Annotated in this window: 16 protein-coding genes; 8 read left to right on the forward strand and 8 right to left on the reverse strand. The window is 50.1% G+C overall.

All coding sequences use genetic code 11. The annotated features are described in order from the left end of the window. Positions 1-90 precede the first annotated feature (90 nt). Complete coding sequence (locus FGI41_RS08115) at positions 91-768, reverse strand: hypothetical protein (protein ID WP_139489451.1); 678 nt, start codon at positions 766-768, stop codon at positions 91-93. Between the two features lie 150 nt (positions 769-918). Here FGI41_RS08115 and FGI41_RS08120 point away from each other — a divergent pair, with 150 nt between their 5' ends. From FGI41_RS08120 to FGI41_RS08130, 3 genes are read left to right on the forward strand one after another with little or no spacing between them, the layout of a single operon-like run. Then, positions 919-1,914 carry an ABC transporter substrate-binding protein gene (locus FGI41_RS08120; RefSeq protein ID WP_139489452.1) on the forward strand — a complete coding sequence of 332 codons (996 nt, stop codon included), beginning with the start codon at positions 919-921 and terminating at the stop codon, positions 1,912-1,914. Positions 1,915-1,920: 6 nt separating this feature from the next. Next, entirely contained in the window at positions 1,921-2,718 is a 798-nt protein-coding gene (locus tag FGI41_RS08125) for an ABC transporter ATP-binding protein (RefSeq protein WP_139489453.1), read from the forward strand. After that, a complete protein-coding gene (locus tag FGI41_RS08130) occupies positions 2,705-3,511 on the forward strand; it encodes an ABC transporter permease (protein ID WP_139489454.1) in 807 nt (268 codons plus the stop codon). Before FGI41_RS08125 ends, FGI41_RS08130 begins: the two co-directional genes overlap by 14 nt. Before the next feature lie 86 nt (positions 3,512-3,597). Here FGI41_RS08130 and FGI41_RS24830 read toward each other — a convergent pair whose 3' ends face one another. Next, entirely contained in the window at positions 3,598-4,506 is a 909-nt protein-coding gene (locus FGI41_RS24830; protein ID WP_176560182.1) for a CHAP domain-containing protein, read from the reverse strand. A 19-nt stretch (positions 4,507-4,525) separates the two neighbouring features. Beyond that, on the reverse strand, positions 4,526-5,416 hold the full coding sequence (locus FGI41_RS08140; RefSeq protein WP_176560183.1) for a CHAP domain-containing protein: 891 nt from the start codon (positions 5,414-5,416) through the stop codon (positions 4,526-4,528). Between the two features lie 461 nt (positions 5,417-5,877). On the opposite strand from FGI41_RS08140, the gene FGI41_RS24835 reads away from it, so the two are divergent. After that, positions 5,878-6,123 carry a hypothetical protein gene (locus FGI41_RS24835; RefSeq protein ID WP_176560184.1) on the forward strand — a complete coding sequence of 82 codons (246 nt, stop codon included), beginning with the start codon at positions 5,878-5,880 and terminating at the stop codon, positions 6,121-6,123. Between the two features lie 5 nt (positions 6,124-6,128). Here the strand turns inward: FGI41_RS24835 and FGI41_RS08150 are convergent, their stop codons facing one another. The 3 genes from FGI41_RS08150 to FGI41_RS08160 all read right to left on the reverse strand — a co-directional run bounded on the left by FGI41_RS08150 (position 6,129) and on the right by FGI41_RS08160 (position 8,373). Beyond that, positions 6,129-6,773 (reverse strand): YHYH domain-containing protein, encoded by a 645-nt coding sequence (locus tag FGI41_RS08150; protein ID WP_139489456.1) that lies wholly within the window; start codon positions 6,771-6,773, stop codon positions 6,129-6,131. 151 nt (positions 6,774-6,924) lie between these two features. Beyond that, a complete protein-coding gene (locus tag FGI41_RS08155; protein ID WP_139489457.1) occupies positions 6,925-7,881 on the reverse strand; it encodes a tetratricopeptide repeat protein in 957 nt (318 codons plus the stop codon). 111 nt (positions 7,882-7,992) lie between these two features. Next, the gene (locus FGI41_RS08160; protein WP_139489458.1) at positions 7,993-8,373 is read right to left on the reverse strand and encodes an ATPase; all 381 of its coding nucleotides are present in this window, start codon (positions 8,371-8,373) and stop codon (positions 7,993-7,995) included. A gap of 118 nt (positions 8,374-8,491) precedes the next feature. On the opposite strand from FGI41_RS08160, the gene FGI41_RS08165 reads away from it, so the two are divergent. Together FGI41_RS08165 and FGI41_RS08170 are read left to right on the forward strand one after the other, a co-directional pair. Next, a complete protein-coding gene (locus FGI41_RS08165) occupies positions 8,492-8,923 on the forward strand; it encodes a DUF2621 domain-containing protein (RefSeq protein WP_139489459.1) in 432 nt (143 codons plus the stop codon). A 62-nt stretch (positions 8,924-8,985) separates the two neighbouring features. Continuing rightward, complete coding sequence (locus FGI41_RS08170) at positions 8,986-9,303, forward strand: hypothetical protein (protein WP_255298374.1); 318 nt, start codon at positions 8,986-8,988, stop codon at positions 9,301-9,303. Positions 9,304-10,075: 772 nt separating this feature from the next. On the opposite strand, the gene FGI41_RS08175 is transcribed toward FGI41_RS08170, so the two are convergent. Continuing rightward, the gene (locus tag FGI41_RS08175; protein WP_139489460.1) at positions 10,076-11,095 is read right to left on the reverse strand and encodes a phosphotransferase enzyme family protein; all 1,020 of its coding nucleotides are present in this window, start codon (positions 11,093-11,095) and stop codon (positions 10,076-10,078) included. A 229-nt stretch (positions 11,096-11,324) separates the two neighbouring features. Between FGI41_RS08175 and FGI41_RS08180 the strand changes: the two genes are divergently transcribed. Continuing rightward, positions 11,325-14,000, forward strand: a complete 2,676-nt coding sequence (locus tag FGI41_RS08180) for a glycogen debranching protein (RefSeq protein ID WP_139489461.1) — start codon at positions 11,325-11,327, stop codon at positions 13,998-14,000. Between the two features lie 735 nt (positions 14,001-14,735). Here the strand turns inward: FGI41_RS08180 and FGI41_RS08185 are convergent. Further along, on the reverse strand, positions 14,736-15,278 hold the full coding sequence (locus FGI41_RS08185) for a DUF502 domain-containing protein (protein ID WP_139489462.1): 543 nt from the start codon (positions 15,276-15,278) through the stop codon (positions 14,736-14,738). Positions 15,279-15,447: 169 nt separating this feature from the next. Between FGI41_RS08185 and FGI41_RS08190 the strand changes: the two genes are divergently transcribed. Beyond that, a complete protein-coding gene (locus FGI41_RS08190; RefSeq protein ID WP_139489707.1) occupies positions 15,448-16,296 on the forward strand; it encodes a sulfurtransferase in 849 nt (282 codons plus the stop codon). Positions 16,297-16,299: the final 3 nt, after the last annotated feature.

A 16,299-nucleotide genomic window follows, 5' to 3' on the forward strand; every position in this document is an offset into this window, starting at 1 on the left:
ATTAGATGATAATCTAATCTATATATTCCTACAACCCTTTTCTCCATCTTTCTTACTTCCTAGGGAGTTTCATATCCAGCCAAGCATTGATCACTTACTCCCTCCGAGCAGCTCCATGAACCACGACACCGCCTTACTCCCCCCACTCGGCGGCTTCTCATAGCTAAACCGCTTCAGCTCCTCCGCATACTTCACCAGCTCCCCATTCACCCGCTTCATATCCGTGATCACTTCCTCATAATGCGGATACTTGCGCTGGATTTCCTGCGGGGTCAAGCCCTTATTGGCCGGGTCTTGCAGCGCTTCCTCATACCACATCCGGTACTTTGCCTGCCATTTATTCAGATGAGGACGCAAGCCTTGGTTTAAGACCTCCAAGGAGAGATTGACGATCTTTTGTGCGTTGTCATTGCCGGCCAGATCCTGTGCGGGCATCTCCAGCAGGTACTCACGGGTTGATTTGAACAGCTCATACCACGAATCGTACACACCTGTGATGAGATCGTCCTCCTCGTTGATCGGAATCGCTGCTTTTCGGGTGGACAGTTGCACATACAGCTTCCACGCGATATCTAGCTCTTTACCCGACAGAGCAGAACGGTCAATCTCAAAGGAACCGATCCCAAATGGTGCCGAGACCGTGATTTTTCCCGGATTGTACGATTGAAAAAGATGAATGATCAGACAGATGATGCCGATGAAGATGAAACCAAAGCCTATGACCAACAAATCAAGCGGCCCCCTCTTTTGCGTAAGTTGTGCTTGCATAACAATACCTCCAGCGCTTGCATGGTTTCTTCATTATATGACAAGCCCTCACGATTTGGCAGGAGGTTGTGTCTAGGCATTCACCCTTTTTTGTGTCTGGGCATACGATGCAACATAACCACGACGCAAAACACCTGGGAGGGGTATCCGATGAAGAAGTTTCTCTCTCCGGTTCTGGCTGTGAGCTTGGGGCTGTTGGTCATCTTGACCGGCTGCACGTCTGCTTCTGATGATAAGATTCGCATCGGCGAAGTGACCCGTTCGCTGTTCTACGCGCCGCAGTATGTGGCGATTGAAAAAGGCTTTTTTGCAGAAGAAGGCCTGAATGTGGAGCTTATCACCACATGGGGCGGCGACAAAACCATGACCGCGCTGCTCTCCGACGGGATCGATGTCGCGCTGGTCGGATCGGAAACCAGTATTTATGTAGACCAGCAAGGCTCTGCCGACCCAGTCGTCAATTTTGCCCAACTCACCCAGACAGACGGGACGTTTCTTGTTTCACGCAAAAAGATCGACAACTTTACATGGGATCAGCTGAGGGGAAGCACGTTCCTTGGCCAGCGCAAAGGCGGTATGCCACAGATGGTCGGTGAATTCGTGCTCTCGACAAAAGGCATCAAGCCACACCAAGACCTCAAGCTGATCCAAAACATCGACTACGCCAACATCGCCTCCGCCTTCTCATCCGGTACGGGCGAATATGTGCAGCTGTTTGAGCCAACCGCTTCTCAGTTCGAGCGGGATGGTCTGGGATATGTCGTCGCTTCGTTCGGAAAGGAAAGCGGCACCGTCCCCTACACCGTCTTCATGGCAAAGCAAAGCTACATCAACGGCCACCAAGAAGCGGTGCAAAAATTCACCAACGCGATCCACAAAGGGCAGGAGTGGGTAGCCTCCCACTCGCCCAAGGAGACGGCAGATGTGATCGCGCCCTATTTCAACGATATTGATGCAGACATCTTGGAAAGCTCGGTCAAGCGCTATCTGGAGCAAGGCTCTTACGCCGCTGACCCAATCCTCGATGAAGCCGAATGGAACAATCTCAAAGCGATCATGACGGCAGCAGGCGAGCTGAAGGGCTCTGCCGACTACGCCAAACTGGTCAACACTACCTTTGCCCAAAAAGCGAAGGAAGGGAGGTAACGTCACATGACCACTCTTCCTCCGACCACTGCCAAGATCGAACTGAGACATGTGACCCATCTCTATGTGACGCCGCGTCAAGCGTTCATGGCCGTCAAAGGGATCGACTTGCGGGTTGAGGAAGGTGAATTCATCTGCCTGGTCGGTCCGAGCGGCTGCGGCAAGACGACGCTTCTCTCCCTGATCGCGGGGCTGGAGAAGCCGACTGCGGGCAAAATCTTCATCGATGGCGTCGAAATCAAGGGCCCGAGCCGCCAAGTGGGCTACATGCTTCAGCAGGATTATCTGTTCAACTGGCGCACGATTGAGGAAAATGTGATGCTCGGTCTCGACATCCAGCACATCCGCAGCAAAGAGACGGAAGAATATGCGCTGCATCTGCTTGAGGAGATGGAATTAATTAACTTCCGCCACTCCTACCCGCATCAGCTCTCCGGCGGTATGCGCCAGCGCGTCGCCCTCGTCCGTACGCTGACCTGCCAGCCTGATATCCTGCTGTTGGATGAACCATTCTCCGCGCTGGATTACCAGACTAAGCTCAAGCTGGAGGATCTGATCATCGAAACCCTGCGCCGCCACAAAAAAACAGCCATCCTCGTCACCCATGATCTCAACGAAGCCGTCGCGATGGGCGACCGTGTCTTCGTCCTCGACCGCAATCCGGGGCGTATCCGCAAAGAAGTGATGATCCCACCCCATATCCGCGAGCCTCTGCCCTTTTATGCCCGGAATGAAGAAGGCTTCACCACCCTGTTCAACCAAGTCTGGAAAGAGATGGAGGCGAGTTCACATGGAACGGACTGACGTGGAACGCATACACCAAGCCTACCTGCGTGAGCAACGACGGCAAAAATGGCTGGTCACGACCACACAGCTCGCCCTCCTCATCCTCTTCCTCGGTGCTTGGGAATGGGCGGCCCGCGCTGGTACGATTAATGTATTGCTCTTTAGCTATCCGAGTAAAATCTGGGCCATGTTCGTCGAAAAAATCAGCGACATGAGCCTCTTCCCCCACATCGGTGTCACCCTCGCCGAGACCGTGATTGCCTTTCTGCTCAGCACCCTGCTTGGTGTCCTGATCGCTGCGGTGATCTGGTGGTCTCCTTTTCTCTCACGGGTGCTCGACCCCTATCTCGTCGTTCTCAACAGCATGCCAAAAGTGGCGCTCGGCCCGCTGTTCATCGTCGGTCTCGGGCCGGGATTGCTCTCGATCATCGCTACCACCTGTGCGGTCTCGGTGATTATCACGACGATTGTGATCTACACCAGCTTCAAAGAAGTCAACGATAACTACATCAAAGTGATCAAGACGCTTGGCGGCAACCGTTGGCAGGTATTCACCATGGTCATCCTGCCCGCCACCATCCCAGCCATGCTCTCTTCGCTCAAGGTGAATGTCGGCCTCTCATGGGTCGGGGTGATCGTCGGCGAATTCCTCGTCGCGCAGAACGGCTTGGGGTACCTGATCATCTATGGCTTCCAGGTGTTCAACTTTACCCTGGTTATGGTCTCACTGCTCATTGTTGCCATTGTCGCAACGCTGATGTATCAAGGCGTTGCCTACCTGGAGCGGCAGCTGACCAGCCAGTTTAAATAGATTGCAACACGAAAAAAGTCACGCCCGGTTGATGGGTCGTGACTTTTTTCTCATATAAAGCGGATCGGTGATGATCCTCTGTCATTCTACGGACAGGTCGGTGCTACTTGTCCATCCGACCCCGTATAGACATACGCATCAGACACATACCCGCTGCCGATGTTGTCCCACAGGGTGGTCGTACCATAAGTGCCGGTCACGCTCTCTCCGCGCTTTTGGCACTTGATCGTGACGCTCGCACCGTCTGCCACAGATCCTACGATGCTATAAGACGTACCCGGTCCAGAACGCACATTGAGCGAGATTCCGCTCGTGTTGACCGTTCCCTTGATCCCGGTTGCCCCACTGTCTTTGATATGGATAAAGTTCTCCACCGAAGAGGCCAAAATCGTCCGCTTCCCATACACATGGGTGCCGCCCTTGTTGTACTCCTCGACCGTAATCGTGGATTTGTCAGCAGATACACTCTGCACGTAGGCGACATGTCCGTACGTACCGCTGTTCCATTGTGCGACAGAACCAACCGCCGGAATCTTGTCCACCGTATAGCCGATCAAGCGGGCATTATCATCCCAGTTGTTGGCATTGCCCCAGTGACCAGACTTCCCATTCGGCCCCGCCATATAGTTGGAAAAGCTCACCTTCTGGTCGTTGTTCATCCGCCAAGCCACGAAAGAGACGCACTCGCGTTTGTAGAACAGCCATGGGTCGGCTTGGTTCCAGCTGTCGTTTTTGTACGGATAGTCGTCCGTGCCAACCGTGTCGACATCGACCAAGCCTTGTACATCTACCCCAAAGCTCTCGCCTTGGACAGAGAAGCTGTGATCAGCTGCCAGCCCTTGTGATGCCGTAGCGGACTGCTGACTCACTGCCGATCCAAGATCAATTGCTTGCGTCTGTGCCACCGGATTGTTCCCTGTCATCGCAAAAGACGGTACCGACACCGCGGACACCAGCAGTACGGCTGAAGTCATCGTAAGCAGTTGTTTTTTCACCGAGAGACATCCCCCTATCTTATTGGCAGGTAGGTGCTACTTGTCCATTTGAACCTGTTTCTACATAAGCATCAGATACATATCCGTTACCGACATAGTCCCACAGATCGGTTGTAGCCAAAGATCCGGTGATCATCTGCCCGCGTTTTTGGCAGGTGATTCTGACCGTGGAGCCATCCGCTACGGTACCGACAACCGCATAGGCCGTGCTTGGGCCGGAGCGTACGTTCAGCGCGATTCCGTTGGAGCGGACGGTTCCGTATACTGCTGTGCCAAGGTCTTTGACGTGGATGAAGTTTTCCACGGAGGAGGTGTAGATCGTGCGTCTGTTATAGTTATGGTTGTAGTTATAATTGTACTCCTCGATCGTGATTGTGGATCTGTCAGCAGATACGCTCTGTACATAGGCCACGTGACCATAACCGCCGCTGTTCCATTGTGCAATCGCACCTACGGCTGGGGTTTTATTCACGGCATAGCCGATATTGCGGGCATTATCATCCCACTGATTGGCATTGCCCCAGTGACCTTGCAAGCCATTTGGACCTGTCATGTAGTTGTGGAAGTTCACTTTGTTGTCGTTGTTCATCCGCCAAGCGACAAAAGAAACACACTCCCGTTTGTAGAACAGCCATGGGTCTGCTACCGTCCAGCTGTCGTATTTATACGGATAGTCGTCGATGCCGAGTGTATCTGTCTCGACAGTTCCCTTCACTTCGATGCCGAACGTTTCTGTTTGTGTGCGGTAGCTATGATCTGCTGAGCCGTCTTGTCCAACAGAGTTTACCTGCTGTTCACTGCTTTGGCTCTGCGTGCTCTCAAGCTGATTGTTCGTAGCTGCAAAAGACGGGACTGCCAGGATCGAAGCCATCATCGCGGTCGTAGCCAGAGTGGCAAAAATCTTTTTCATAATCATGCACTCCTTTTCTAAATATTGTAATAACTTTACTTACTAACATAATAACCGAACACTAATGTAATGTAAATAAAGATAATAACAAAAATTTAAAAATGTGAATCTTTATCAAATTATATCCAAATGAACATCGATATCACCCAACTCTGTTATATGAATCCGAATCCTGACAGCAGCCCTCATCTCCACTGATTGTACCTAGTTCCCCCTCACTTCTGCGGATCAAAAATGGATTCGTCCCTACATACGTTTGTACCTGTCAACCCCCACTGTGTTTGCATGTAATAATACAAACCTTAAAGTGAGGTGAATATGAAACATGTATTTCGATCCGTATCAGAGAGGCCGTTGTATCATCTGCTTCCAAGATTGTGATTGGGATTGGGACCCTATTCGCCGCCGTTATGTCCCTCGTTGCCGTAGAAGATGCCGTCCGGACCCAAGATGTTTCCTACGTGACTTGCGCCGCCGTCGGGACCACCGTGATGGCAGGGACCGTGACCATGATCGGGGTCGCCGTGGTGGCTGGGACCGTGACCATGATCGGGACCGCCGTGATGGCTGGGATCGCGGCCGTCGCTGGTAACCAAGTGCTTGACGGTAATTCCCCTTCTACCATTTTCAACAACGATATACACGAGCTTTTTCCACGACAAAAACGAGCCTTCGACTGCAAAGGCTCGTTTTTTCATTCTGACTAATCAGATTAACGTACAACCGTTTTACTGATGAAACCGACTAATACTTTCCCATTGGCGTCCGTGCTGGAACCGTAGAAGAAGTTGCCGGCATGACCCGCAACGTTAACCTGCGTTCCCTTCAGTGCGTATCCTCTTGATTTGCTTCCGGTTGCTGCTGTATTGAAGAAGTAGCCTTTGTCAGACTGAACCGTTACAACTTGCGGTTTGCTTACGGTGTAAGAAGTAAGAACCGTCTTTGGTACGTATCCATATTGCGTGTTGTAAAAGTCTGGATACCCACCCTGATCGACTACAACTGCACCATACCAGAGGCTTCCAGATACGTAAGATGGATCTGTCGACGGGTAACTAAATACGTTGGCATTGTCTACAGCCACAATTGTCTTTTTTACAACGGTCGGAGCAACTGGTTTTTTCGGGGCTGGAGCGGCAGGTGCTGGTTTGGTTTGAGTATGCCCGCCTGAACCACCTGACGAAGAGCCGCCGCCGTTGTGATCATGATATTCGCCATACGAGAGTCCCCAGCTGTCACAATTGGTTCGACAGGTATGACCGCCATTGCTATCAGTACGGCCAGGATGAGCAGAAACAGAAGCGAGTGATGCCAGCACAAGAGCGCCGGTGATGAGTGCAGATACATGCTTTTTCAAAAGAATTCCCTCCGAAATAAAAATTGGATAATCATTCCACTTTATTTATTTTTACATTACAGTGAAAAATCCTTTTTTATCCGAAATAAAAAAACCGCCCAAAGGACGGTCTTTTGGATGTTGGTTCTGTTTCGGCAAGCATCCAATCAGCTTACCAGATTTTCCACCAAGGCTTTTTATCGCCGCCAGCAGTCTGTTCGCTGCCAGTGGTCTGCACTTGTGCGGATGGCTCTTCGAAGAGCTCTTGTGGGAGCTTGGAGATGAAGTCTTCGATCAGCGGACGGAATTGGTCTTGGGCGTTTTCCTGCAGTTCTTTGAGCACCTGCAGCGCTTTGTCCTTCTGGTCGGTTTGGAAAAGGGCGTTGATATAGTTGAAGCCAGTGTATGGCACGATAAACGTCGGTTTGTAATACTCCTCCGCGATTTGGATCAGTTGGTATGGGTACCCCGCCTGACCGAGTTCACCCGTGACGTTCATCACCAGCTCCTCGTGTCCATTGACGCGGTCAAGTGCACGCTTGTACATATTCATGCCGGTCAGAAGGTCTCCCTCGCGCAGAGAGATTTGCGCCATGACGAATAGTGGACGCCATGCCTGCTCGTGCTGGGCCAGCTCCTCCAAGCGCTCGAACAGCTCTTCTTTTTTACCCAGCTGCATGAAGGAAGCAACGATCCAGTTGACACCGTTTTCTTCATTCGGGTCAATCAAAAGGCCTCTTTTGAGGAATTCGGCGGCTTGTTCTTCTTGCCCTTCATGTGCATAGAGACGGGCGAGATTGATATAAGCCGGAGCGGATTCAGGGTAGATTTCGATTACGCGCTCCAACAGAGTTTTCGCTTGGTCAAATTCTCCTGCTTGAAGATGTACGATGGAACGGAACACCAATGCCGGTTCAATCGGTCCCCACAGCTCAACCAGACGGTCAGCAGCTTTGCTTGCCTCTTCGGTGAACTGATCTTGCAGCAGACGCATGGCAAATTGGCGCAGCTCTTCTTTATCATCCCACAACAGTTCTAAATTTTTAGGGAGGATTTTTTCGCGGAATTCGTCGCGGGACATTTGAACCGTTTGTCCATCTTCATTATGGAATTCAATAAATTCTGACATGTGAGTGGCCACCTTCCGTTTCTCTGTATAGTACTAGTATTCGTCCCTTTTAGCCAAATTCCTTCAAAAAAAACGATTTCTCTGCGAGTCGCATCGAAATCGTCAAAAATGTTAGATCCACGCCTTTATATTCACCTTGCGAATAAAGTCTTCCATCGATTCTTTCTGAGGTTCGGCCTGCTCCTGCGCCTCTTCCTCTTCTTCGATGCCCATCAACTGACGGAACAGTGCTTCATTGCGGGTCAACAGGGCAAAATCCAGCAACGCCTCGCGGGAGATGCGCTCCGCCTCCTGCTCCATCAACTGCTCCTCTAAAGCAATATCTGCTTCCACGATCGGAAAATGTCTATCCATCTTAGGAACCCGAATCACCCATTCAAACACGGTATCTGGATTCCGATCACGCCCTATGATATAAGCATGCTCACCAATCGGCAAGGATTGCTCAAAGGAGTCGGCCACGATGATCACACGCTGTCCTAATTTGAACATAATGTGTCGACCTCCTTTCCTCTTTTTATCATACTGTCTTATATCCTTGTTGGAAAGTCCAAAATCGGCTAAACTGCATAGTAGAGCATGAGTTTGGATAAAGAGGTGCTGTATTACGATGATTACCGGATGGTTTTCTTGGTTTATTCTATTCTGGATGATGGTATTGGTCGGCTTGTTTGCGATCGGTGGATACTTCATGTTCCGCAAATTCCTCAAGTCGATGCCCAAGCAGGACGGCAAGTCAGATCTTGACTGGCAGGACTACTACATCGACCAGACACGTGAGATGTGGACAGATGAAAAATTGGTGTTCCTCAATGAACTGGTAGAACCGGTGCCAGAGCTGTTCCGCCCTGTCGCCCGCCGAACGATCGCAGGTAAGATCGGTCAGCTTGCCCTGGAGGAAAAAGCTCCCATGATCACGGACGAGTTGATCATCAGGGGGTATATTCTGGCGACACCTAAGCGTGACCATAAATTCCTGATCAGTCATCTGACGAGCAAGCAAATTGATTTTTCACCCTATGAAAAATACCTAAATGCCTGAAACTTTTTCGGGAGCCGCTCGTATACCTTAATCAGATACACAAAAAGGAGTCTGATGACAAAATGAAAATACTTGGATTCTTAGTCTTGTTGGGCCTGTTCATGATGGGGGCTTTCCTGCTGGTCGTACTCAAGGTGGTCGGCAAAGGCGCGAAGTTCCTCGGTGGTCACAAAGGCAGCCATTCCCATTTCAAAAAATATTCCAGCAGCGATATTTCCTTCTTCGGCCATAACAACCACCGCCAAAACTCTTACAAAAAATACTCCAGCAGCGACATTACCTTCCTCGGTCGCAGCAATCATGGCGGACACCAGCAATATGGACATGGTCATTATCATAATAAGAAGCATTCCAGCTTTAGCGGTTTTTTCAGCAGCTAAGAGTTGGGGCGTTGCGTTGGGATCTGACTCGTAGTCAGGGTTTTGGGAGCAAAGAATGAAGGCTCAGCGTAAAAGGTATGGAGATAAAGCTTCCGCGAAAAAACTTCAGAGTACTCTGTTGAGAGGCTGTCGGTTCTTGTACCGGCAGTCTTTTGATTTTTTGGGGGATTGCTGATGGAGGGGTTCGGATTTTAACCGGGGAGCGATAGGGAGTGATATCTGTTTTCCAGTCGCCTTTCCCTCTTCTACGAAGAGGCCGGTATCCTTACAAACAGATATCACTCCCTATCGCTGGGGGTTAAACGAAGCCTGATCAGCATGTAGGGGAGGAGATAGGAAAAGAATGCAGGGTGAGAGAGTGCGGAACGCTGGCGCGGGGTTTTGGCGGGGGTGGTTTGTTGGTAGCTTTGAATCTCGGTCTTAGGGTCTTGGTGTTATGTTTTTAGCTTTGGAGTTTTAGCTCCTTGCTTCTAGCTTTGTACTTGGCTTAAGGCTTAGGGCTTCTACCTTTAGTACCTTGCTGCTGCGTTACTCCTTTCCGAACTCTGGTGCTCTCCACTCTTTTCATTCCTGTTATTCCTATTTTTCCCATAACTCCTATTCTTGCTTTTGCTCCCACTCCCTTTTCCTCTCATTGACTGCATTCCACTTTATCCCCTCATTATCCCGTTCTACTTATTCTCCCTGTTCTACGGTATTTCAGCACTGTTTTATCGACTCGTTACTAGTTGCAAGAGCCGCTTTTCATTCACCTTGCCCTACTCAGTACAGTTCAGCACGGTTCAATAGATTCCGTTACTAGTTGTAAGAGTTGCTCTTTGTTCTCCTGCAGCCAGTTATTCATCCGCAGAAAGCGGGTGAGTTGGGTTTCGGTTGTCTCTTGCGTGTCCAGTCCTGCGAGTTGGCGGCCGAGGTAGTGGATGAAGCTGACGATACGGCGGTTTTTCATGCAGAGGGGAATGGCTGTGATCTCTGCTGGTGTAAGGCGGGCGGTGGAACCGTAGCCTTGGAGAAATGGGGATAGTTGTTGTTGCCACGGGCTCCCTGCTTCTTTTAAAAGGGTGGTGAGAAAACAAGCCAGTTCCATGATGCGGACGTCGGGAGCGGTGAACTCGAAATCAAGGATGCCGCTGACCTGATTTTGTTGGTGGTTCACAAGCAGGTTGGTCTCCACGAAATCGGCATGGATGAGTTGGCAAGGTAGATGTTGAATGATTTGGGAAGACGATGTTTCGAAGGCACGGACTTCGTCAAGGAGTGTCTGAAGTGCGTCTTCCAGATGTGCCCACTCAGGTTGATGCGGCAGTTGGAACAAGGTATCGCGGGTCACGAGTGGGTGGACTTCATACAGATGGGCATAGGAAGCATAGACTGGATGGGGGATTGCTTGGATGGTCGCCATCGCGGTCAGCAGTTCACCCATGGCGGCTCCGATGCTGTGTAGCTGTACCGGGTTGTCCAGACGGCAGCGTGTTCCTTCAATATAGGTAAACAGAGCCACAATCCGGCCATCTGGGAGTGTGAGGTAGGTCTGTCCCGTCTGTGTGGGAATCGGCTTGGGCGTCTGAAAAGACATTTCCATCTGCGCCAATTGCTTGAGAACGTTGTGTTCGTAGGCGACGATCGTGGGGTTTTGATGGTTTTGATAGATTCTCATGATGTGTAGCTGACCATCAATCAGCAGGCATCGGGTCATATTATTGACCCCACTCCCGATTTCCTGCAATTGCCCAACAGCTTCTTCAGGGAGATATGGAAAATAGTGTTGCAGAATTTGTCGCATCATTTCCATTTTCACGATCTATCCTTTCTTTTTAAAAAAGTAAAACATGATTGACGTTGTTCCTTTATGGGCGATATAATTTGGCTAATGTGATGCAAACGTTTTCATTATTGGAAACGTTTCTATTTAAAAGAATGTTGCAAGCGTTTACACCGAGTGAAAAAAGGTGGTGAGAGTTCAGGTTTACGTACTTTTTTGTTCTTGTTTATCAAAAAAATAACTAAATGAGGTGAAAGCCATGAGAAATCGTTTGCCCTTCCAGAAAAGAGGCTCGTTCCTGCTCGCCTTTGCCCTGCTCTTGACCACGGCTCTCTTCACGTCCCCTGCCGTGACTTTTGCAGATACGGTGTCGATCCTAGAGCCTGCTACGGGCTGGAATGCCAACAACACGCTCAACGTACGCGCTGATGTCGCGGGTACAACCGTCTCCAAAGTGGAGGTCTATTATGCCACAGGCACCAATACTTATCCAACTACACCACTTGCGTCTCAGAACGCGATCAGTGGCCGCACGGATTACTTTTTCTCGCTGAATCTGGGCAGTCAAACGGATACAACCAGCGGCAAGATCAAGGTTGTATCAAAAAATGCCAGCAACGTGGTGACCGCCTCCGCCGAAGTGACAGGTCTGGTTAAAACGAACCTCAGTACCGCTCTGACCGGTCTTAAGGACGGTGCAACCATACTGAAGGACAGCAGCGGCAACACGATCGGAACGCGTTTTGTGCTCTGGTCCAAAAATGCGACCAAAGCTCAGGTCTGGCTCTTTGGCTCAAGCGACAGTGGTACCAAAACCCCGACAAAAGTCGTCGAGCTGATCAAACAAGGCTCCCTCGTCAATGACGGCTACTATTGGGTAGCAGACGTGAAAAATGACGGCACTACGGTCTATGGTCAAGGTCTTCACTACGGCTACCGTGTATGGGGGGCGAACTGGCCATACAACAGCGAATGGCGCCCTGGTACAGAGAACGGCTTCGTCGCTGACGTAGATGCTTCCGGTAACCGTTACAACCCGAACAAGCTGCTCGTCGATCCATATGCCCGCACGTTGAGCAAAGACCCGGACTTGTCCAACGGCATTTTCCGATCTGGTATCGGTAACCGTGGTCTCGACTCTGCCGGTGCAGCACCAAAAGGCATTGTCTACGATCCAAGCTCCTATGCATGGGGAACTGATGCCCGTCTGAAAAAACCGATGAGCGAAACGATTTTCTATGAAATGCATGTCCGTGGCTTTACACAGGATGCAAGCTCCGGTGTCGCCAATCCAGGTACGTACAAGGGCGTTACGCAAAAAGTAAGCCACCTCAACGATCTGGGTGTTACTGCGATTGAACTTTTGCCTGTGCATGAGTTCTCCAATGACGCTCCGAGCATCGATGGAAACAACTTCTGGGGTTACATGACGCTTAACTATTTTGCTCCTGACCGTCGTTACTCTTCTGATAAGACTGCGCTTGGCCCGATCACCGATTTTAAAAACATGGTGAAATCGCTTCACACCAATGGTAAAGAGGTCATCCTCGACGTAGTCTACAACCACACGGGGGAAGGCGGAATTCTCAACAATGACCCGAATCAATCCGTAATCCTCAGCTGGCGTGGGATCGACAACCAAGTCTACTATTCTCTGTCCAGTGATAAAAAATCGTTTAAAGATAACACCGGCTGCGGTGCGAACTTCAACGTGGCCCATCCAAAAGTAACTCAACATGTCATCGACTCCCTCCGTTACTGGACCGATGAGATGCATGTGGATGGCTTCCGTTTTGACCTGGCATCTGTACTAGGTAACACGATGCAGGTGGGCGGTTTCTACTATGATAAAAACTCTACTCTGCTGAACCGAATTTATAAAGAATTCCCAGACAGCAAGCTGGTTGCAGAACCATGGGCAATCGACGACAATACCTATCAAATTGGGAACTTCCCTGGCTCCTACGATGCTGGCTTCGCCAACGTATGGAGCGAATGGCTCGATAAATACCGCAACACTCTGCGCAAAACGGTTCGTGGCGATGACGGTCAAATTCCTGATCTCGCAACCCGTATCGCAGGCTCCAGTGACATGTATGGCGATGATGGCCGCCGTCCGTTCAATGCTGTCAACTTTATTACGGCACACGATGGCTTTACCCTAAATGACCTCGTCAGCTATAACAACAAAGTAAACAACCAAGCCTATCCATACGGCCCGTCCGATGGTGGTACAGACGACAACATGAGCTGGGATTCTGGCGGCGATGAAACCCTGCGCCGTACGCAAATCCGCAACTTCGCCACCCACCTGCTGCTCAACGCAGGCACTCCTATGATCCTCGGCGGTGACGAAATGCGCCGTACACAAAAAGGTAACAACAATACGTACAATCTCGACACCATCGCCAACTACTACAACTGGAACGACCGCAACACTCATGCTACTATCTACAATTTCTTCAAAGGCGTGATCAAGCTGCGTAAAGATCACCCTGTCTTCAAACGGACCGCTTTCTTCACAGGCACAGATAAAGATGGTGACAGCATCCCAGATATTCAATGGCATGGGACCACCTATAAATCACCGGATTGGAGCACTACCAGCCACACGCTGGCATGGCGTCTCGACGGTGGTACAGCCGAGACCAAAGCAGCTACTGCTGACAATGATTTTTATATCATCGCCAACCACTACTGGGGACAGCTGACCTTCCAACTGCCGCCGAATACGCCGGGCAAAAAGTGGTATCGTGTACTTGATACCGCTGCATGGGCGGAAACCGCTCTGACCAGCAATATTGAAGCGCCTGGTACAGAGGATCAAATCTCTGACGGTACGTGGACCAATACGGCTGCGGCTACTTTTGCAGGTAACAGCAGTTACACGTATGGGGCACATCCGAGAACGATGGTTGTGTTTATTGAGAAGTAGGAGTTTTACAAAAGGTAATGCTAGGCACACTCGGGGGTTTCCGGGTGTGTTTTTTCTTGCGCCTTGTTTAGAGAAGGTAGAGCCGGCGGCTTGCAATCTGCTCGCCTTCTTTAAAATCTGCAAGGATGTTGGGGGTGTCCGTTACACCAAAAGAACAGGCTGAGGGTGGGGCAAAAGGGTTCAAGGAAGTTTATTCGTACGAAGGGGTTGCCCCTTGGTAGATTCGAAGAAGTAGGACGCCTGTTCTTTTGGTGTAACTGGGTTGATTTTAAAAGAGGCTCGCGGATTGCAAGCCGCCGTCTCTACCTGCGTAACTTTGGTGGAAAAAATGGGTGGAAAATCGAGGGGGATGCTAGATTGCTTAGAAAGTGATTTCTCAAAGTCTATGAATCTTACAATAAAACCGTTAACGTTCTTGGAGATTTATTATTTTTTATCGTTGGTTTTTTATCTTTAATCTTTTCATTTTCTCCACCACACTCGGTTGGGAGAGCTAGTGGCTTGCAAGCCGTGAGCCTCTTTTAAAACCCAGCTTAGCGGAGCAAAAAGAACGGTCGTATTGGCTTCTTCGAATCCACCAAGGGGCAACCCCTTCGTATGATTAAGCTTCTTCGAACCGTTTTGCCCCAGGCTTTAGACCGTTCTTTTTGCGAAGCGGACAGCCTTTACACCCCTTGTGGGTTTTAAAGAAGGCAAGCGGATTGCAAGACACCAGCTCTCCCCTACCGCCCAACCCTACTTTCCTGATACGCCACCCGATACGAGGAACGCCATTACGTCTGCGCTGTCCACATCAAGTATTTCTACCTGCTCACGGGGAAACAGCAGCAGATTACCAGCAAAGTTGTAGGATTGTGGAAAATAAACGGCCACATGATCCTCCATCCCCCATGCTTCCATCGTCTCTCGGGTAATGAAGCCGACTGCTTTTCCGTGTCCATCTACGGTAAGACGAACCAGCACGGGTTTGTCGAAGCTTTTCTTTTCTCCGACGAAGGCGCCGATCAGGTCTTTTACGGAAGTGTAGAGCAATTTGATGAAGGGAAGGCGTCCAAAGATTCCGTCGATCAGCCGAAGCAGGCTTCTCGTAATCACATTGGATGCCAGCATACCGACCAAGATAATCGCTAGGATCGTAACAAGGAAACCTAATCCCGGTATGGGCAGGCGCAGCAAGCCGTCAACGGTTACAAAGACGTAGTACAAAATATAGACGGTCGCCGCCAATGGAACGACAAAGAGTAAGCCTTCGAAAAAGTATTTGAGAATACGTTTCATAGATCAATCGTTCTCCTTTTTACTATAATCAGCATGTATTCGTATTCGCCTCTTGCGTCCTTTCTACCTTTTTTCTGCTTGGGTCTTGTCAGCCGTGGTAGAGACGAACCTTCCTGCTTCTGATATGATAAGGATAGCTAGAAGATATTTCCTAGGAAAGAGGGATATGATGACATCATCTCGTAATCTCGTCTCAATGGATTGGCTTGCTTCGCATTTAGACGATCCTAATGTGGCTGTGATTGATTGCCGTTTTACCTTGGGGCATCAGGGTAATGGCCTGAATCAATATATGGAGAGCCATATTCCGGGCGCACTCTATTTCGATTTGGAGCAGGATTTGTCCGCTCCGATTGGAGAACACGGTGGACGCCATCCCCTGCCTTCCGTTGATTCGCTTGCCTCGCTTTTCTCCCATGCTGGTATTGATGAAAATGTAACGGTAGTCGCTTACGATGATCAAGATTTGGCGATGGCCGCGCATCTGTGGTGGCTGCTCCGTTATCTGGGTCATGAGAAGGTTGTCGTGCTCGACGGCAGTTTTCAATCTTGGCGAGAGCAGGGGCTGCCTGTTTCAGAAGAAATTGTGAAACGCCCAGCTCGTACCTTTGTCCCGCGTGTGCAGGCGGATATGCTGGTCAATGTGGAGGATGTGCAAAACCGTTCCGAAAATACCGCACTGCTTGATTCCCGTGCCGGCGAACGTTATCGCGGTGAAGTGGAGCCGCTCGATCCAAAAGCAGGACATATCCCAGGTGCCCTCAACTATTTCTTCAAGGAAAACTTGAATGAAGACGGCAAACTGCGCCCAAGCGAACAACTGAAGGAGCGTTTTGCCCCCGTTCAAGACAAAGAGGTCATCGTCTACTGCGGCTCAGGCGTAACCGCGTGTGTCAACGTATTAGCCTTGCACGAAGCCGGCCGTACAGATACCAAACTATATGCAGGCAGCTGGAGCGACTGGTGCAGTTACGATTTACCAGTGGCAACCGGTGACGAAAAAGCCGAAAATAAATAGTGA

The sequence above is a fragment of the Brevibacillus dissolubilis genome (assembly GCF_006170445.1).
In the GTDB taxonomy this organism is placed as follows: Bacteria; Bacillota; Bacilli; order Brevibacillales; family Brevibacillaceae; genus Brevibacillus_B; species Brevibacillus_B dissolubilis.